This is a genomic window from Labrys sp. HAY1-8F, from assembly GCF_056754975.1.
Genome location: NZ_JBPGWZ010000002.1, coordinates 858,187 through 873,860, shown reverse-complemented (window position 1 = coordinate 873,860; position 15,674 = coordinate 858,187). Strand labels below are relative to the sequence as shown.

The 15,674-nt window shown below is 63.0% G+C and carries 21 protein-coding genes; 7 read left to right on the top strand and 14 right to left on the bottom strand.

Translation table 11 applies throughout. The annotated features are described in order from the left end of the window. Positions 1-57 precede the first annotated feature (57 nt). On the top strand, positions 58-696 hold the full coding sequence (locus ACR9ZN_RS13080; RefSeq protein WP_454814269.1) for a glutathione S-transferase family protein: 639 nt from the start codon (positions 58-60) through the stop codon (positions 694-696). A 14-nt stretch (positions 697-710) separates the two neighbouring features. Here the strand turns inward: ACR9ZN_RS13080 and ACR9ZN_RS13075 are convergent, their stop codons facing one another. Beyond that, positions 711-1,637: a LysR family transcriptional regulator gene (locus ACR9ZN_RS13075; RefSeq protein ID WP_454814267.1), complete on the bottom strand. Its 927-nt coding sequence runs from the start codon at positions 1,635-1,637 to the stop codon at positions 711-713. 87 nt (positions 1,638-1,724) lie between these two features. Between ACR9ZN_RS13075 and ACR9ZN_RS13070 the strand changes: the two genes are divergently transcribed. Beyond that, entirely contained in the window at positions 1,725-2,633 is a 909-nt protein-coding gene (locus ACR9ZN_RS13070) for a DMT family transporter (protein WP_454814265.1), read from the top strand. 312 nt (positions 2,634-2,945) lie between these two features. Here the strand turns inward: ACR9ZN_RS13070 and ACR9ZN_RS13065 are convergent, their stop codons facing one another. The 4 genes from ACR9ZN_RS13065 to purL all read right to left on the bottom strand — a co-directional run bounded on the left by ACR9ZN_RS13065 (position 2,946) and on the right by purL (position 6,292). Continuing rightward, on the bottom strand, positions 2,946-3,251 hold the full coding sequence (locus ACR9ZN_RS13065) for a putative quinol monooxygenase (RefSeq protein ID WP_434956875.1): 306 nt from the start codon (positions 3,249-3,251) through the stop codon (positions 2,946-2,948). Positions 3,252-3,364: 113 nt separating this feature from the next. Then, a complete protein-coding gene (gene grxD / locus ACR9ZN_RS13060; protein WP_434956874.1) occupies positions 3,365-3,706 on the bottom strand; it encodes a Grx4 family monothiol glutaredoxin in 342 nt (113 codons plus the stop codon). Between the two features lie 104 nt (positions 3,707-3,810). Then, the gene (locus ACR9ZN_RS13055) at positions 3,811-4,041 is read right to left on the bottom strand and encodes a BolA/IbaG family iron-sulfur metabolism protein (RefSeq protein WP_105862715.1); all 231 of its coding nucleotides are present in this window, start codon (positions 4,039-4,041) and stop codon (positions 3,811-3,813) included. Between the two features lie 28 nt (positions 4,042-4,069). Continuing rightward, positions 4,070-6,292, bottom strand: a complete 2,223-nt coding sequence (gene purL, locus ACR9ZN_RS13050; RefSeq protein ID WP_481272408.1) for a phosphoribosylformylglycinamidine synthase subunit PurL — start codon at positions 6,290-6,292, stop codon at positions 4,070-4,072. A 237-nt stretch (positions 6,293-6,529) separates the two neighbouring features. Here purL and ACR9ZN_RS13045 point away from each other — a divergent pair, with 237 nt between their 5' ends. Further along, entirely contained in the window at positions 6,530-6,766 is a 237-nt protein-coding gene (locus ACR9ZN_RS13045; protein ID WP_068294951.1) for an Lrp/AsnC ligand binding domain-containing protein, read from the top strand. Positions 6,767-6,872: 106 nt separating this feature from the next. On the opposite strand, the gene ACR9ZN_RS13040 is transcribed toward ACR9ZN_RS13045, so the two are convergent. Continuing rightward, positions 6,873-7,337, bottom strand: coding sequence for a hypothetical protein (locus tag ACR9ZN_RS13040; protein ID WP_434956872.1), 465 nt, complete (start codon positions 7,335-7,337; stop codon positions 6,873-6,875). 470 nt (positions 7,338-7,807) lie between these two features. Here ACR9ZN_RS13040 and ACR9ZN_RS13035 point away from each other — a divergent pair, with 470 nt between their 5' ends. Next, entirely contained in the window at positions 7,808-8,050 is a 243-nt protein-coding gene (locus ACR9ZN_RS13035) for a hypothetical protein (RefSeq protein ID WP_434956871.1), read from the top strand. Between the two features lie 244 nt (positions 8,051-8,294). Next, positions 8,295-8,585, top strand: a complete 291-nt coding sequence (locus ACR9ZN_RS13030) for a hypothetical protein (RefSeq protein WP_441773466.1) — start codon at positions 8,295-8,297, stop codon at positions 8,583-8,585. Between the two features lie 168 nt (positions 8,586-8,753). On the opposite strand, the gene ACR9ZN_RS13025 is transcribed toward ACR9ZN_RS13030, so the two are convergent. The 3 genes from ACR9ZN_RS13025 to gcvA form a co-directional block, all read right to left on the bottom strand. Further along, positions 8,754-9,737, bottom strand: coding sequence for an asparaginase (locus tag ACR9ZN_RS13025; protein ID WP_441773467.1), 984 nt, complete (start codon positions 9,735-9,737; stop codon positions 8,754-8,756). 30 nt (positions 9,738-9,767) lie between these two features. Further along, positions 9,768-10,463: a phosphoribosylformylglycinamidine synthase subunit PurQ gene (gene purQ / locus ACR9ZN_RS13020; RefSeq protein WP_434956868.1), complete on the bottom strand. Its 696-nt coding sequence runs from the start codon at positions 10,461-10,463 to the stop codon at positions 9,768-9,770. 136 nt (positions 10,464-10,599) lie between these two features. Further along, positions 10,600-11,550: a transcriptional regulator GcvA gene (gene gcvA, locus ACR9ZN_RS13015; protein ID WP_481272407.1), complete on the bottom strand. Its 951-nt coding sequence runs from the start codon at positions 11,548-11,550 to the stop codon at positions 10,600-10,602. A gap of 197 nt (positions 11,551-11,747) precedes the next feature. Between gcvA and ACR9ZN_RS13010 the strand changes: the two genes are divergently transcribed. After that, positions 11,748-12,095, top strand: coding sequence for a DMT family transporter (locus tag ACR9ZN_RS13010; RefSeq protein ID WP_454814256.1), 348 nt, complete (start codon positions 11,748-11,750; stop codon positions 12,093-12,095). 34 nt (positions 12,096-12,129) lie between these two features. Here ACR9ZN_RS13010 and ACR9ZN_RS13005 read toward each other — a convergent pair whose 3' ends face one another. From ACR9ZN_RS13005 to purC, 5 genes are all read right to left on the bottom strand, one after another. Then, the gene (locus ACR9ZN_RS13005) at positions 12,130-12,687 is read right to left on the bottom strand and encodes a hypothetical protein (RefSeq protein WP_454814254.1); all 558 of its coding nucleotides are present in this window, start codon (positions 12,685-12,687) and stop codon (positions 12,130-12,132) included. Continuing rightward, a complete protein-coding gene (purS, locus tag ACR9ZN_RS13000) occupies positions 12,687-12,926 on the bottom strand; it encodes a phosphoribosylformylglycinamidine synthase subunit PurS (protein ID WP_149254815.1) in 240 nt (79 codons plus the stop codon). Before purS ends, ACR9ZN_RS13005 begins: the two co-directional genes overlap by 1 nt. A gap of 64 nt (positions 12,927-12,990) precedes the next feature. Continuing rightward, the gene (locus ACR9ZN_RS12995) at positions 12,991-13,557 is read right to left on the bottom strand and encodes an RNA 2'-phosphotransferase (RefSeq protein ID WP_454814253.1); all 567 of its coding nucleotides are present in this window, start codon (positions 13,555-13,557) and stop codon (positions 12,991-12,993) included. An 85-nt stretch (positions 13,558-13,642) separates the two neighbouring features. Beyond that, positions 13,643-14,185, bottom strand: a complete 543-nt coding sequence (locus tag ACR9ZN_RS12990; protein ID WP_454814252.1) for a hypothetical protein — start codon at positions 14,183-14,185, stop codon at positions 13,643-13,645. 17 nt (positions 14,186-14,202) lie between these two features. Next, positions 14,203-14,967 carry a phosphoribosylaminoimidazolesuccinocarboxamide synthase gene (gene purC, locus ACR9ZN_RS12985; RefSeq protein WP_434956862.1) on the bottom strand — a complete coding sequence of 255 codons (765 nt, stop codon included), beginning with the start codon at positions 14,965-14,967 and terminating at the stop codon, positions 14,203-14,205. Between the two features lie 361 nt (positions 14,968-15,328). On the opposite strand from purC, the gene ACR9ZN_RS12980 reads away from it, so the two are divergent. Next, on the top strand, positions 15,329-15,652 hold the full coding sequence (locus ACR9ZN_RS12980; protein ID WP_311938783.1) for a DUF1476 domain-containing protein: 324 nt from the start codon (positions 15,329-15,331) through the stop codon (positions 15,650-15,652). Positions 15,653-15,674 lie beyond the last annotated feature (22 nt).

Below are 15,674 nucleotides of genomic sequence, written 5' to 3'. Positions count from 1 at the left end.
GCCGTATAATGTCGGGAGGTGACCGGCTCTGCAGCCGGTCGATGCTAAGAGGTCTGTATGGGTTACACGCTTTGGGGCGAACCGGATTCCGGCTCTTTCATGGTCGAGGCCGCCTTGGCCGAGGCAGGGCAGGATGTTCACCTGATCGACATCGATCTGACCAAGGACGAGCAGCACACCGCTCAATATCTGGCGATCAATCCCTTGGGGAAGATTCCGGCGTTACGCTTCAACGATGGAACCACGATCGTGCAGTCGGCAGCCATTCTGCTGGCTTTGAGTGAAGAGCATCCCGAAGCGCGGTTGATGCCGGCGCAGGATGCCCCGGACCGGCGCCATGCCTTGCGTTGGCTGATTCATGTGGCGGCCGAGATCTATCCTCTCATCGAACTCTACGATTATCCCCTGCGTTTCGCTCCGCCCGAAACGCACGAGACCGCGATGCGTTCGCGCGTCCGCCAGCGCATTCGGGAGCGCTGGCAATTTGTGGAGCAGGCCGCCAGTGCCGAAGGCAGCTTCCTGTTGTCGGGGTTTTCGGCCATCGACCTCGCCATCGCCGCCATCAGCAATTGGGCGATCGGCAATGAATGGCGCGCCAGGGAATGCCCGAAGCTGACCCGGATCGCCGAGACCGTGGCGCAGCGGCCTGCCATTGCGCCGATCTGGCGGCGACATTTCGGCGAACAGGAAAATTGATCGGGAGGGCTTGCTCAGCCCTTCCGGCCCGGAGTGGTAAAGGCGGCGATATCGGCCTCGTCATGGCCGGCTTCACGCAAAAAGCGCCGGGCCAGTTCCGCCGCGGGGCCACGCAGCGCCTCGTCCGACCGGATGAGATGAAAGGCCACGTGGTAATCGATCGTTCGGTCTGAAACCTGCACCAGACGCCCGTCCTCCAGGGCGGCCGCGGAGAGGGGAAGCCGCGCCAGGGCGATGCCGAGCCCCTGGCAACAGGCATCGATGACCAGGTTGTAGTCTTCGAAGCGGCGATCCTGGCCGCGAGGCACATAATCCACGCCCTCGGGCGACAGCCAGCGTCGCCATCCTTCGATGTTGGAATCGTGCAGGATCGGCAGTTCGAGCAAGGCGTGCGCGTCATTGCCGTGCCGCAGGCGTTTGGCAAGATCAGGGGAGGCGATCGGAAAGGCCTTCTCCTGCCAGAGCTGCACGCCGCGCACGCCGGCCCAGGGCCCCTTGCCGCAACGAACAGCCAGATCGCTGCCTTCGCCCAGATCCGCCAGCCGGTGTTCGAGGACCAGTTCGAGGTGGATGTCGCTGCCTTCCAGGCGCGCAAGCCGGGGAAAGAGCCAGAGCGAAGCGACCGAGGGCGTCACCGACAGGCGTACAACGGCCTTGGCGCGGCGCGGCGACCAGCGCTCGCCGCTATTGCCGAGCAGGGCCAGGGCTTCTTCCGTCCGAGCAAAGAATCGCATGCCCTCCGGCGTCAGGTTGACGCCGCGGGCTTTGCGCTCGAACAGGCGTAAGCCCATCCAGCGCTCCAGGCGCGACACCTGGCGGGAGACGGCGCCATGGGTGACGCCACTCTCCTCGGCTGCAGCCGAGAAGGAGCCGAGGCGCGCTGCCCGCGCGAAGGTTTCGAGCGTGTCGAGGGGCGGAAGGTTGGGTGAGCTGTGAACCATAGGCACACAAGATCATTGATTGAGGTGCTTTTCAAGCACGTCGAAGGAGGCTAGGTCAGGAATACAATTGAGAGTTGGGAGACGAAAATGAGCAGCGTGGCCTGTGAGGCTGAGATAGCCAACAAGAAGAGCGGATTCGACGCGGTCGCCTTCGGTGCCATTCTGGTGACCATTCTCTCCTGGGCCTCGTCCTTCGCGCTGATCCGCGTCTGCCTGACGGCCTTGACGCCGATGGAACTTGCCGCAGCACGCTATGTCGCGGCCGGGGCCATCGGTCTGGCCTATCTGGTGGCTGTGCGTCCGCCCATGCCGCTGCCGCGGGATTTCCTGCGCCTCGCCATTGCGGCCGTGCTGTTCATTGCCGTCTATGCCGTGCTGCTCAACACCGGCGAGCAGACCGTGCCGGCTGGCCCGGCCAGCTTCATCATCAACACCATGCCGGTGCTTACCGCTCTGATCGCGATCTTCGCGCTCGGCGAACGCTTCGGGCGCTGGGGTTGGGTCGGCACCGCCACCTCCTTCGCCGGTGTCGCCCTGATCGCCGTAGCGACGGATACGGGCTTCAGGCTCGATCCCAATGCGCTGATGATCTTCGGCGCCGCGGTCTGCGCTGCCATTGCCAGTGTGTTGCAAAAGCCCTTGCTCGGACGGTTTCCTGCTCTGGCAATCACCGCCTGGATCCTGTTCATCGGCGCCCTGCCGTTGCTGCCGGCGGTGCCGGCCACGATCCGGGCCATGGCGGTTGCCCCGGCCGAGGTGAACTGGGCCGTCGCCTATCTCGTGATCTTTCCCACCGCGATCGGCTACGTCACCTGGGCCATTGCCCTCAAGCGCCTTTCGGCGGCGCGGGCGTCCAACTTCCTTTATGGCGTACCGCCGACGGCCACGCTGATCGGCTTCCTCTGGCTCGGCGAGGTACCCACGCCCGTCGGCATGCTGGGCGGCGCACTGGCGATCCTCGGCGTGGTGACCGTCAACGTGATGAAGGGACGGTAGTAGGGAGGGTTGGGATAGGGCAGCGCGTCAATACGCAGAATGGTGCTGCCCCCTCACCTTACCTCTCCCCGTAAGAACGGGGCGAGGGGACTTTGACGTCGAATTTCATGCAAGAAACCTTTCGTCTCGCCCAATGGCTGGGCGAGACGAAAGCTCCGAGAACCAATCGCAACGTTTGCGCCTCCTCGCCCCGTTCTTACGGGCAGAGGTAAGGTGAGGGGCGGCGTAACCTCGCCGAGACGTGCAGAAACACGACTCAACGGCGTCAAACACTTTGAAAGGGGTGGGTCTCCAGACCAGCCCCCATCGGCCTCACGTCGCGCGCGGCGCCCCGATCTCATAGCAGCGCAGATTTCGCTCGCCGATGCCGAGGCCGGGCCAACTCGCCCGCCATTCGGCGATGTGCCGTGAGGCGAAATGGCGGTCCAGGGCAGCGTGGTCGCGCCAGATCTCCTTCACATGGATGAGACCGGCATCGAAGACGTCCTCTGCGTAGGAATATTCTTCGCAGCCTTCTTCGGCGCGGCTGCTCTCCACCATGCGCTTCATGGCCGGGCGCGCTGCGGACAGATTGGCGGCCGGCAGGCGTACCGTCCCGACGATCAGCAATTTGCTCATGGGTCTCTCCGGCTTTGCTCATGGGTCTCTCCGGCTCAGGTCCTGCCAACGAAAAAGCCAGGCTGTCAGCCTGGCTTGGTTTCTGCGACAAGCTTACTGGTTTGCAGTGGCGATCAGGCCTTGGCCGGAGCCTTTACCGGGATATTCTTTTCCTGCAGGAAGGTTACCAACTCGCCAGACTGGAACATTTCGCGAGCGATGTCGCAGCCGCCCAGGAATTCGCCCTTGACGTAGATCTGCGGTACCGTCGGCCAATTCGAGAAGTCCTTGATGCCGCTGCGCAGGTCTGGATTCTGCAACACGTCATGGTCCTTGTAGTCGACCCCGAGATAATCGAGGATCTGCACGACCTGTCCGGAGAACCCGCACATCGGGAACGCCTTGTTGCCCTTCATGAAGAGCACGACGTCGTTGGACTTGATCTCGTTTTCGATGAAGGTGGCGATATCGCTCATGGCTCAATCTCGATCTTGGTAATGCTGGATCTGACGCGGATAATGCCGAGTATGTAAGCACACTCGCGCGCAATGTCAGGGCTCAACCTAACATAATTTATCGATCAGGGGGCGCTCGTGGAGAGCGCAAGCGCGTGCAGCACGCCGCCCATCTTGCCCTTGAGCGCCGCATAGACCATCTGGTGCTGCTGGACGCGGGACTTGCCCCGGAATGCTTCGGAAATCACCGTCGCGGCGTAGTGATCGCCATCCCCGGCGAGATCGCGAATTTCGATCTTCGCATCGGGGAAACTTTCCTTGATCATCGCTTCAATGTCGGCGGCCGGCATCGGCATTGGAAATAGATCCTCTTCAGGCGACTTGTCAGGCAGCTTGGCGCGTAGAGCCCATCAGCGTCGGCAGGAACGATTCGTGACGCTCGCTCAGCGCCGAAACCAGGATGGGCCGGCCTTCGGGCAGGATCAAGGCATTGCCGCCGGTTGTGCCCAGCGTGGTGACGGGCACCCCGGCATCGGCTGCCGCCTTGGCGAAGGCCTCGGCCTTTTCGCTCGCAAGCGCGACGACATAACGGGCCTGGTCTTCGCCATACCAGAAGGCATGCGGCTCGCTGCCCTGCGGGGCCTGCGACAGGTCCGCACCGATGCCACGTCCCAGCGCCATCTCGGCGACGGCGACGGCAAGGCCGCCATCCGAAATATCATGGCAGGTCTTGAGGTTGCCGGCGCGGATCTGGCCCCGGATGAAGTCACCATGACGCTTTTCGACGACAAGGTCGACCGGCGGCGGGGCGCCTTCCTCACGCTTGAGAACCTCGGCGAGCCAGATCGACTGTCCGAGCCAGGTGCCTGAAACACCGACCAGCATGACGGTCTCGCCTTCGGCCTTGAAGGCGATCGAGGCCGTCACGGCAACGTCGTCGACGAGGCCGACACCGCCGATCGTCGGGGTCGGCAGGATGCCGCGGCCGTTGGTCTCGTTGTAGAGCGAGACATTGCCGGAAACGATAGGGAAATCGAGGGCACGGCAGGCCTGTCCGATGCCGTCGAGGCAGCCGACGAACTGGCCCATGATGTCGGGGCGCTCGGGATTGCCGAAATTGAGATTGTCGGTCACGGCGAGCGGCAGGCCGCCCACGGCCGAGATGTTGCGCCAGGCTTCGGCGACGGCCTGCTTGCCGCCCTCAACCGGATCGGCTTCGCAATAGCGCGGTGTCACGTCGGAAGTCATCGCCAGTCCCTTGGGGCCGTCGAGCACGCGCACCACGGCAGCATCGCCGCCTGGCGTCTGGATCGAGTTGCCGAGGATCAGCGTGTCATATTGCTCGTAGACCCAGCGCTTGGATGCCAGTTCCGGAGAGCCGATCAGGCTGAGCAGTGCTTCGCCGATCGACAGGTTCGTCTTGAGCGATCCGGCCTCGAGTACCGGTTGCTTGGGCGAGGGGACGTGGGGGCGGTCATAGAGGGGCGCTTCGTCGCCCAGTTCCTTGATCGGCAAATCCGCCTTCAGATCGCCATTGTGGAAGATGCGAAAGCGCAGATCGTCCGTCGTCTTGCCGACCACGGCGAAATCGAGGCCCCATTTGCGGAAGATTGCCTCGGCCTGAGCTTCCTTGCCGGGCTTGAGCACCATGAGCATGCGCTCCTGGCTCTCGGACAGCATCATTTCATAGGCGGTCATGCCGGCTTCGCGCACCGGCACCTTTTCGAGGTGGAGCTCGATGCCGAGATCGCCCTTGGCGCCCATTTCCACGGCCGAGCAGGTGAGGCCGGCCGCGCCCATGTCCTGGATTGCGATGATGGCATCGGTCGCCATCAGTTCCAGGCAGGCTTCGAGCAGCAGCTTCTCGGCAAAGGGATCGCCGACCTGCACGGTGGGACGCTTTTCCTCGGATTTGTCGTCGAACTCCGCCGAGGCCATGGTGGCGCCGTGGATGCCGTCGCGGCCGGTCTTGGAGCCCAGATAGACGATCGGGTTCCCGACGCCGGTGGCCTTGGCGTAGAAGATCTTGTCCTGCTCGGCGAGGCCGAGCGCGAAGGCGTTGACCAGGATGTTGCCGTCATAGCGGGTGTGGAAGCGAACCTGGCCGCCGACCGTCGGCACGCCGAAGGAATTGCCGTAGCCGCCGACCCCCGCGACCACGCCGGAAACGAGGTGCTGGGTCTTGGGATGATCGGGCGCACCGAAGGACAGAGCGTTCATGCAGGCGATCGGGCGCGCGCCCATGGTGAAGACGTCGCGCAGGATACCGCCGACGCCCGTCGTCGCGCCCTGATAGGGCTCGATATAGGAGGGGTGGTTGTGGCTCTCCATCTTGAAGACGGCGGCGAGCCCATCGCCGATGTCGATCACGCCGGCATTTTCGCCCGGGCCCTGGATCACGCATTTGCCGGTGACGGGCAGCTTCTTGAGATGGAGGCGCGAGGACTTGTAGGAGCAGTGCTCGTTCCACATCGCCGAGAAGATGCCAAGCTCGGTGAAGGTCGGCTCGCGTCCGATCAGATCCAGGATCCGCTGATACTCATCCGGCTTCAATCCGTGCTGGGCGATGAGTTCGGTTGTGATGGCGGGTTCCGAGTGGACGGACATGCCGGATCAGTCTCCTGTCAATGCAGCGCTTCGGCAGGGATCAGGCGGACGGCCTATGGCTCCGGCCGGCAAGCCCCAGCGCAGCGCTCCAGCGCTTCTGTTCACGGCAGGCGATAGGGGTATCCGAGCCGAATGTAAACCATTGATCGCATGCAGGCGTCGCGATCCGCATTGACACCGCAAATTTGTTGGCCTTCCTGTGGGCAGATCATCGTTTCCAGTCTCGGAGTATCGGCAATGCGGACCTTTTTCGTGGAGATCAAATGCCAGCTCGGCCGCACCTATGAGGTCGCCAGCGCCTTGGCCGAAGCTGAAATCGCCTCGGAGATCTATTCGATTGCCGGCGACTTCGACGTGCTCGCCAAATTCTACGTGAATGACGATGTCGATATCGGTCATTTCGTCGGCGAGAAGGTGCAGTCCATCCCCGGCATCGCGAATACGCGCACGGTCCTGACCTATCGCGCCTTCTGAGGGACGTGGCGGCAGAGGGCAGACAAGAAGCGCAAAGCGCTACAAATGCAAATGGCGGCCACGGGCCGCCATTTTTTATCAAGTCGAATGAACGCAGGAGCTCCGATCAGCTCTGGCCCATGGCCTCCGGCAAGGTAGCCCATTGCGTGACGCGATTGCCGTCGGCGCAACGCTCGGCCGCCTTGGAGCCGGAGATGACGTCGCCGGTTCGCGCGCCATTGGTGACGATCAGGAAGACCTGCTGGCCGCTGCCGGAATCGGCGCTGACGCAGGCAGCATACTCGTCTGGATGGGCTTTCGCCGCGGCAGGCGTGCGCCAGCCGTTGGAGATGCGGGCATCCGCGATGCGGCCCGAGACGAGTTGGGTCAGCTTGTGGGCAAGGGTTGCCCGGCCGGCCTGCGGCACGGGAAACTGCTGGGTGCCGTCCGCCGTGACGACCGGCTGCTGGTTGGAAACGTCCGGCCGGCCGGCTTCGCCGGAGCGCGGACCGCAGGCGGCCAGCAGCAGCGAGAGCGCAACGGCTCCGGACAAGCCCCAAGCAAGACGCTGACGGGAAGAATGAGGGTTCATATGCCTGCTCCAGTGGACCGAAATCAGAATCGCATCACCGTGGCGGGCTGGCAACCCGCTGTGTGCCTGCGCACGACCTGATATGAATCACCGGCGCAGGATGTGCCAAATCGCACACGCGATAGCAGATTCATGCAGAACTTCTGCGACAACGTTAACAGCGCGGCCGGACCAGATGGAATTTTGCTTGCGAGCGCATCTCGCATGGCTGGACTGCGCCCGAGGCATGCAGTTGGCACGAATGGCCAAGCCGTCGACGTGGTAGCGCCGGACAATGGCCCCATTCACCATGCATAGAGGGTGCCATCCCAAGGGCGGAATCCGGCTGGTCCGGACGATGGGCCTGTTTTGGCGCCGCCAGCTCCGGTGATCACTCTGTAAAGAACGGCAGTTTGCTCCGGGCGCTTGCGGCCGGGGGCCATCTGTTACCTGCGGGTGGCCGCCCGTTTTTTGAAGATATGGAGATTTCGATGAACAAGGTCAGAATAGTGGACGGCAACGGTGTCTGGCATTTCGTCAGCAAGGGCTGCGCGCTGGATGTCGGCGTGAACCCGGGTGACGGCTACCACGTCTACCACCGCGATGATCGGCGCTGTTTGCCGGTGGCGCACAAGGTAAAGCATCTGCTGGGCAAGCAAGTGGTCGTCGCGCCGCGCACCGAGGGACAGATCAGCGAAGAGGAATTACTTGAGGCCCTGGAAGCGGCCGCCTGAGGCGGCTCTTTCACGCAATGGTCATGCTTGAGGCAGACTATGGCCAGATTTCGCGACAAGGATGGGCGTCGGCGAAGTTCCTGACGCCGGGACATGGATGCCGGGCTGACAATGAGGCAGCCGGAGTGTCTTCCATATCTCGAACCGCCTGAGGGGCGGGAGGCGATTAATGCCGATGGTGAGCAGGACAGCCGTGACGTCACTCCGTCGACAGACAAGCCACTCAACCCGAAAGGACGACGCCATGAAGCTGACATCGGTGCGAATCGAACGCGCTCTGACCCAGATGGATAGCCGGGTCATTCCCGAATCCAATCCGATCGTTCAGGAACTCATCTCAATCTTCGGGGACCACACTTTCTTCGTTTCCAATGCCGGGCTCAGTACCGTGGAGCCGGTGGAGGCTGCGGATACCGACCTCGACAAGGTCCGCATCGTAAGATTGGCGCGGTGGGCCGATGAGAGCAAAGCCAGCCTGGTGCCTCATCCCCCGATCAACACCGAAACGACGGTGACGCTCAGCGAAGCCGCTTGAGCCATCCTGGCTGTCATGGCGGCGCAATACGGGCCGCCATGACAGCTCGGGTCTGATTTCTTGCGGACTGAAAACGATTGAATAGACGCTTCGAACCGGGCCGATGGCGGGCATGGCCCTTGGTGCAGATGGCACTGGTGACGAGCGGGGTAACCCGACGCTGGGCGGTTAACCGCCCAGATACTCGATTTCCGCCCGCAGCGCTTCCATGTCGAGACCCTGGCCAAGCAGGACGGCGGCGAGAAGACGTGCCTTATGGCCGCTGAGGTCTCCGGCGAAGATGGCTCCGGCGCGCTGGAGATCGGTAGCCCCTCCATTGCCATAGACGGGCAGCACCCGACCACGCGGACAGCGCGAGCAGATGATCACCGGAACGCCACGCTTGATGACATCAGCGACGGCCTTGGTCACGGCTGGCGGAGTGTTGCCGCGTCCGAACCCTTCCAGCACGATAGCCTTGCTGCCGTGATCGGCGGCATAATTGAGATAACCGCCATCCATGCCCATGGCGAGGCGGATCAGCGTGACATTGGGCTCGATGGTGCTGGGTGCGTAGGCGCGCCGCAGGGCCGGGCGACGATGCAGGCAGATCGCACCTGCGTCGATCTCGCCGAGCTTGCCGTGTTCCCAGGACATGAAGGTGTCGGTGCGCGAGGTATGCGTCTTGCTCACGTCTCGGGCGGCGTGGAATTCCTGCTCGAAACAGATCATCGCGCCAAGCCCGCGCGCGGCGGGCGCCGCAGCGAGGCGGATGGAATCGGCAATGTTGCGCGGCCCGTCGGCATCGGGTTCATCGGCTGCGCGCTGGGCGCCGGTAAAGACCACAGGCTTGTCCGAGGCGAGCAGGAGGTCGGCGAGATAGGCGCTCTCCTCCATGGTGTCGGTGCCGTGGGTGACGACCACACCCTCACAATCTTCCAGCGCCAGAAGCTCGTTGATGCGAGTGGCCAAGGCGAAGGCCATGGGCAGGTCGATGGCGAAGCTGTTGAGGTTGCAGAACTCCTCGACCTCGATCTCGATCCCGGGCAGCGGATCATGCAGCATGGCGCGCAGCGCCTGTCCGTCGAGGCCGGCGACAACGTCGCCGGTGCTTTCGTCACGCCGGGAGGCGATCGTGCCGCCCGTGGTGATCAGGTGAACCTTGCGCGTCATTGGCCCTCAATCCTGCATCGTCGTCGACGATCAGGCCGAAGCCATGGCATTGACGACACTGGTGAACAGGCCGCGGCCATCCGTGCCGCCGGCCAGGGGATCGATCAGGTTTTCGGGATGCGGCATCATGCCGAGAACGCGCCGATTGGCCGAATAGATCCCGGCGATATTGTTGAGCGAGCCGTTGGGATTGGTGGCGGCGCTGACCTTGCCGGCGGCATCGCAATAACGGAAAGCCACCAGGCCATCGCCTTCGAGCTGCGTCAAGGTCTCGGAGCTGCAGAAGTAGTTGCCCTCGCCATGGGCGACGCAGACATCGATGGCCTGCCCCTGGCGATAGATGTTGGTATAGGCCGTATCGGTGCGCTCTACCCTGAGATGAACACGCTTGCAGATGAATTTGAGATCGGCATTGCGCATCAGCACGCCGGGCAGCAGGCCGCCATCGGTGATGATCTGGAAGCCGTTGCAGATGCCGAGCACGAGGCCGCCACGTTCGGCGTGGTGGCGGATGGCATCCATGATGGCGGCACGGGCGGCGATGGCGCCGCAACGCAGATAGTCGCCATAGGAGAAGCCGCCGGGGAGCACGACCAGATCGGTTCCTGCCGGCAGCTCGGTGTCGGCATGCCAGATCATGTCGACATGTGCGCCGGCCTGCCTGAGGGCCTTGGCGACGTCCCCTTCACGGTTGGAACCGGGAAAAATGACGACAGCTGCTTTCATCGGATCCTGCTTGTTCGTTGCGGCAATGATGCCTGGAGACTGTGGCGTCCAGCCTCTGCCATGCGTGCGCATATGGTTCCAGAGGGGCAGCGGGGTCAAGCAAAGAGTGGAAGCCGAGCCCGGAAACTGGGCGAAACTACCCTGAATGCCCCGGTGTGGCGGCAGTCTTGCCGTCTTGCTCGGGTGAGCGAGGAACACCCTCGGCAAACTCGGCCAGGACCCAGTCCTTCAGCACGGCCACCGCCGGCCGGTTCTCCGCGCCTTCCGGATAGACGAAGCTGAACTTCAGCCCCTCCATGATCGGGCCGAAGGGCTGCACCAGCACGCCTGAGGCAAGTTCGTCGGCGACCAGCGACAGGCTCAGCAGAGCAACGCCCTGGCCGGCGATGGCAGCCTGGATGGCGCTGCTTTCGTCGTTGAAGCTGATGCCGCTGTCTGGATCGAGGTGCTCGATGCCGGCGCGCCGGGCCCAACTACGCCAATTGGGAACGTCCACCGTCGAGGCGATCGGGCCCCAGTCGAAATGCAGGAGCGCTGCGCTGGGGAGATCGATCGGTTCATACACGGGCAGGCGGGGACTGCAGACCGGTGCGAATCTGTCCGTCAGCAAGGGGAGGGCGGTCATGCCGGCATAGTGGCCGAGCCCATAGCGGATGGCGGCGTCCGCATCGCCGGCGTTGAGGTCTACGGTGTCGTCGGAGGCGTGCAGGCGCAGATCCCAGCCAGGATGCAGGCTGCGCAGCGTGGCGACGCGCGGCACGAGCAGTTTTGCCGTGAAGGCGACGGTCGCCGAGAGGGTCGCAATACGCCGGCGTGGGCGTTTCCTGACGGTTTCAACAGCGTCGGCCATGGCGTCCAGGGCGGCGCGCAAAGCCGGATAGAGGCTGCGGCCTTCGACGGTCAGGCGAACCCTGCGGGTCTGCCGTTCGAACAGGGAGACGTCGAGATAGGCTTCGAGCTGGCGAATCTGATGGCTGACGGCGGTCGCGGTGACGCCGAGTTCAGCCGCTGCCTTCTTGAAGCTTTCCTGCCGTGCAGCAGCCTCGAAGGTGCGCAGGGAGGCGAGGGGCGGCAAGCGGCGCATCATCGGCTCCGAGCTGACACGACGGGCCAGGCTTCATCCCGTGGCCGCGTTATCTTTCCCACGCGCATCGACATCACGCTGTGGTCGGGCCCAGGGTTGTTATGCATGAATTGAAATCACCCATCGAGTGAGAACTTCGAATTTGTTGTTTTGAAAGTCAATCACTTAATACGGCGGGGAAGGCTCGTGTTTCACATGAGATGAATTCAGTTTTGCAAAGGATAGCCATCATGGCTTGGCTCTATCTGGCCGCAGCAGCGGTCTTCGAAGTGATTTTCGCCCTGAGCATGAAATATGCGGAGGGGTTCACCCGTCCGCTTCCGACGGCCATAACCGTCATCGCCGTGATCGGCGGGGTCGGCCTGCTGACCCTGGCGCTCAAGAGCCTGCCGGTCAGTGTCGCCTATCCGATCTGGACGGCCGTCGGTACGCTCGGAACGGTGATCTTCGGCTACATCTTCCTGCGTGAGCCGCTGACGGCCATGAAGATCGTCAGCGCCTTCGCCATCGTCGCGGGTGTCGCCGGCCTCAAGGCGTCGACCGTGTAGAGCTCGATAGGCCGGGCCGGTAACGCCGGCGCTCTCAGTCTTTGAGCTCGATTTTCTCCAAGAGGCGATCGAACAGGATCAGGTCGGCCGGCGTCAGCCGGTCGGCCTTCATTCTTATTTCCAGGGTGGTGTTATCAAGCCGCAGCAAGGCGACGGCGGCGGCAGTCTTCGCCAAAGCCCGGTCTTCGATGTCATAGAGGCCGCGATAGCCCGTCGCGCCACCTAACATGATCGGTTCGACTGGCTGGCGGGCGCGAATGCGCGAGCCGGGGGTGAGACTCTGGATCCGCAGCTCGATCATGGCCCCTGTCGCGGCTCCGGGACCGAAGGCGGCAAAGCCCGGGAGCGGCAGGGGTCGTTCGTCGGACAGGAAGGTCGCAACCGCGTGCGGGGGGCAGGCCGGGGCGGCGCAGCGCAAGGCGAGCAAGGTCGGCGGCGCGGATGTCTCCCTGACCCAGACGGTGTCATCATAGCGCAGGCTGAAGCCGCCGGTCTCGACAAGTTCTTCCGCGAGACACGCATTGTCGGCTCCGGCCAGGCACAGCGCGGCTGCAACCAACCGGGCCAGGCAAGGCCGCAGCCGGAATGACATCAGGCGATGTCGATGCTGTAATTCTCGATCACCGTGTTGGCGAGGAGCTTTTCGCATGCGGCTTTCAGCGTTTCACGCGCCGTCTCGGCATCAGCCTGGCCAAGTTCGATGTCGAACACCTTGCCCTGGCGCACACCAGCGACATCCTTGATGCCAAGCGAAGCAAGAGCGCCTTCGATCGCCTTGCCCTGGGGGTCGAGGACGCCGTTCTTGAGCGTAACGATCACACGGGCCTTCATGCAGCACCTGCCTTCCAACGAAGAGAAATCTTTGGCTTGCGCTTAAAGCAGTCCGGGCGATGGTTCAATCATTGCCTTGCCGATCGGGCCGGGAAAATGTCTCGAACACGCTGAGGAAACGGGATGGTACGGCCTCGGTCAGCCAGACACCGTTGTCGCTGTGATAGAACCGCAGCCCCTCCGCCTGCATCGCCCGGGCATCCACCTGCAGGATGATCCAGGGGCCGGCGCGCCTTATCGCGACCTTGCGGGCGGTATCGTGGTCATCGGACAGATGCACGTGCTGGCGCGAGCGTTTTTGGAGGCCGGCGGCGAAAATGCCGGCCTGGTTGGAGGCTGCGGTGCCGTGCCACAATTCGGCAGGCGGCACGGTGGCGGCAAGGCCGAGATCGATATCGACGCTGTGGCCTTGGTTGGCGCGAATGCGCGTGCCGGCGATGACGAAGCGCTGCTTGTCGCTTTCCCTGACAACCCGTTCGATGTCCTGCCGGCCGGCTCCCAACTGTTCGGCGGCGGCCTTGGTGAGATCGTCGATCTCGACCCAGCCCTGCGCGTCGAGCACCAGGCCGGCCGTCTCAGGCGCGTGGCGAAGCACGAGGCTCATGAATTTGCTGAGTTTCTTGTCGTCCATGGACGGTATCCGATTCCGTAGCAGGTCGCTGTTGTCGTATCATGCCGAAAAGCAGCATTCACATTTCGGCGTGGCGCTACGGGCGCTACTGCGTCGCCTCGTCGATGAGCTTCCTGGCGATGCGCGGTTCGCCGGCAATGACGACGATGAAGCTTGTCTCGCCTGTCTTGCGCTGCCCGACGGCATAGGCGTTGATGTGGTGGGCTTTCTTGCCGCCCGTCATCGCGAGCTGAATGCCCTTCCAATCGCCGGAGCCGAAACTGTCGACGCTCACCTTGGGGGGCGGGATCTTGGCCTTGGCGTCGGGTTTGGCAAGCAGTGCGGCAAGCCGCTGGGGCTCGGCCAGGGAACGCTCGATCGCCAGGGCATCCGGGCCGGTGACGGTAAAGCGCTCGATCGCCGCATCATAGCCACAGCGCATTTTGGTGCAGAGTTGCAGCCCGTCGACGCGGATATTCTCACGGGAGACGAAGGCCCGCATCGGAAGCACCACCCAGGAACGGGAATCCGGCAGTGACACGGCCGGGTCACCCGCCCACAGGCCGAACAGGCTACAGCCGGCAAGGGTCAGGAGACCCACGCCAGCAAAAAGAGCTCGAACGCCGTAACGCGCGAGCCCCTTACGCATTGTTGCACTCGAGGCGATCACTGAACCAGCTTGGGCCCCTTGACGACGACATTATCCATCTCGTTCATGATGCCGAGACGGCGGGCGACTTCAGTATAGGCTTCGACGAGCCCGCCCATGTCGCGGCGGAAGCGATCCTTGTCGAGCTTGTCGTTCGACTTGGTGTCCCACAGGCGGCAGGAGTCCGGCGAGATCTCGTCCGCCAGCACGATGCGCATGATGTCGTTTTCCCACAGGCGTCCGCATTCGATCTTGAAATCGACCAAGCGGATGCCGACGCCGAGGAACAGGCCGGACAGGAAGTCGTTGACGCGGATGGCCAGCGCCATGATGTCGTCGAGCTCAGGCGGGCTGGCCCAGCCGAAAGCGGTGATGTGCTCTTCCGACACCATCGGGTCGTTGAGGGCATCGTTCTTATAGTAGAATTCGACGATCGAGCGGGGAAGCTGGGTGCCTTCCTCGATGCCAAGGCGCGTGGCGATGGAACCGGCGGCGACGTTGCGGACCACGATCTCCAGAGGAATGATCTCCACCTCGCGGATCAACTGCTCGCGCATGTTGAGGCGGCGGATGAAATGGGTGGGCACACCGATATCGTTGAGGTTCTGGAACAGATATTCGGAAATGCGGTTGTTGAGCACGCCCTTGCCGTCGATGACCTCGTGCTTCTTGGCATTGAATGCGGTGGCGTCGTCTTTGAAGTGCTGGATCAGCGTGCCGGGCTCGGGACCCTCATAGAGGACCTTCGCCTTGCCTTCGTAAATGCGGCGGCGGCGGTTCATCGGGATGTACCGTGGTTTGAGAAAATCCGTCAAAGGGCCTGGGCTCCTGGAAATGCGATCCGTGGCCGGCGCAATTGGCGATTCGATTTGCGAGCGCAAACCGGAGACACGGCCAACTTACCCGATCATGCCCCCGCGCACAATCTTCGTGCAGGCAGGGCGCCCGATCAGAACCAAGCTTCACGAATCGAGCCAAAGCACATTTTCTAGTGCCCGGCGTGAGTGTAGTTTCAAGACGCCCGGCATCCCGGGAGGAGAGGGCGTTACGGCGCATTAATTTGATTTGGGGATTGCGCGCCTATATGCAACAGGCATGGCCGGTCCTTCAAGGAAAACCGGTAGCTGAACAGGATTTTAACGGATGACCACCTTCGACAAGCGGGAAGAGGCTTTCGAAAGCAAGTTCGCCCATGATGAGGATCTGCGCTTCAAGGCGACCGCTCGCCGGAACAAGCTCCTTGGCCTGTGGGCCGCCGAAAAACTCGGCCTTTCGGGTGACGAAGCCAACGCCTACGCCAAATCAGTCGTCCTGTCGGACTTCGAGGAGGCCGGCGACCACGACGTGGTGCGCAAGGTGCTCAGCGATTTCGCCGAAGCCAATCTGAGCATGAGCGAGCCGCAGGTCCGCCAGGTCATGACCGAGTTGCTCGGCCGTGCCGTGCAGGAAATCCAAAACGGCGTTTGAGCGACGGCGTTTGACCGTGTTC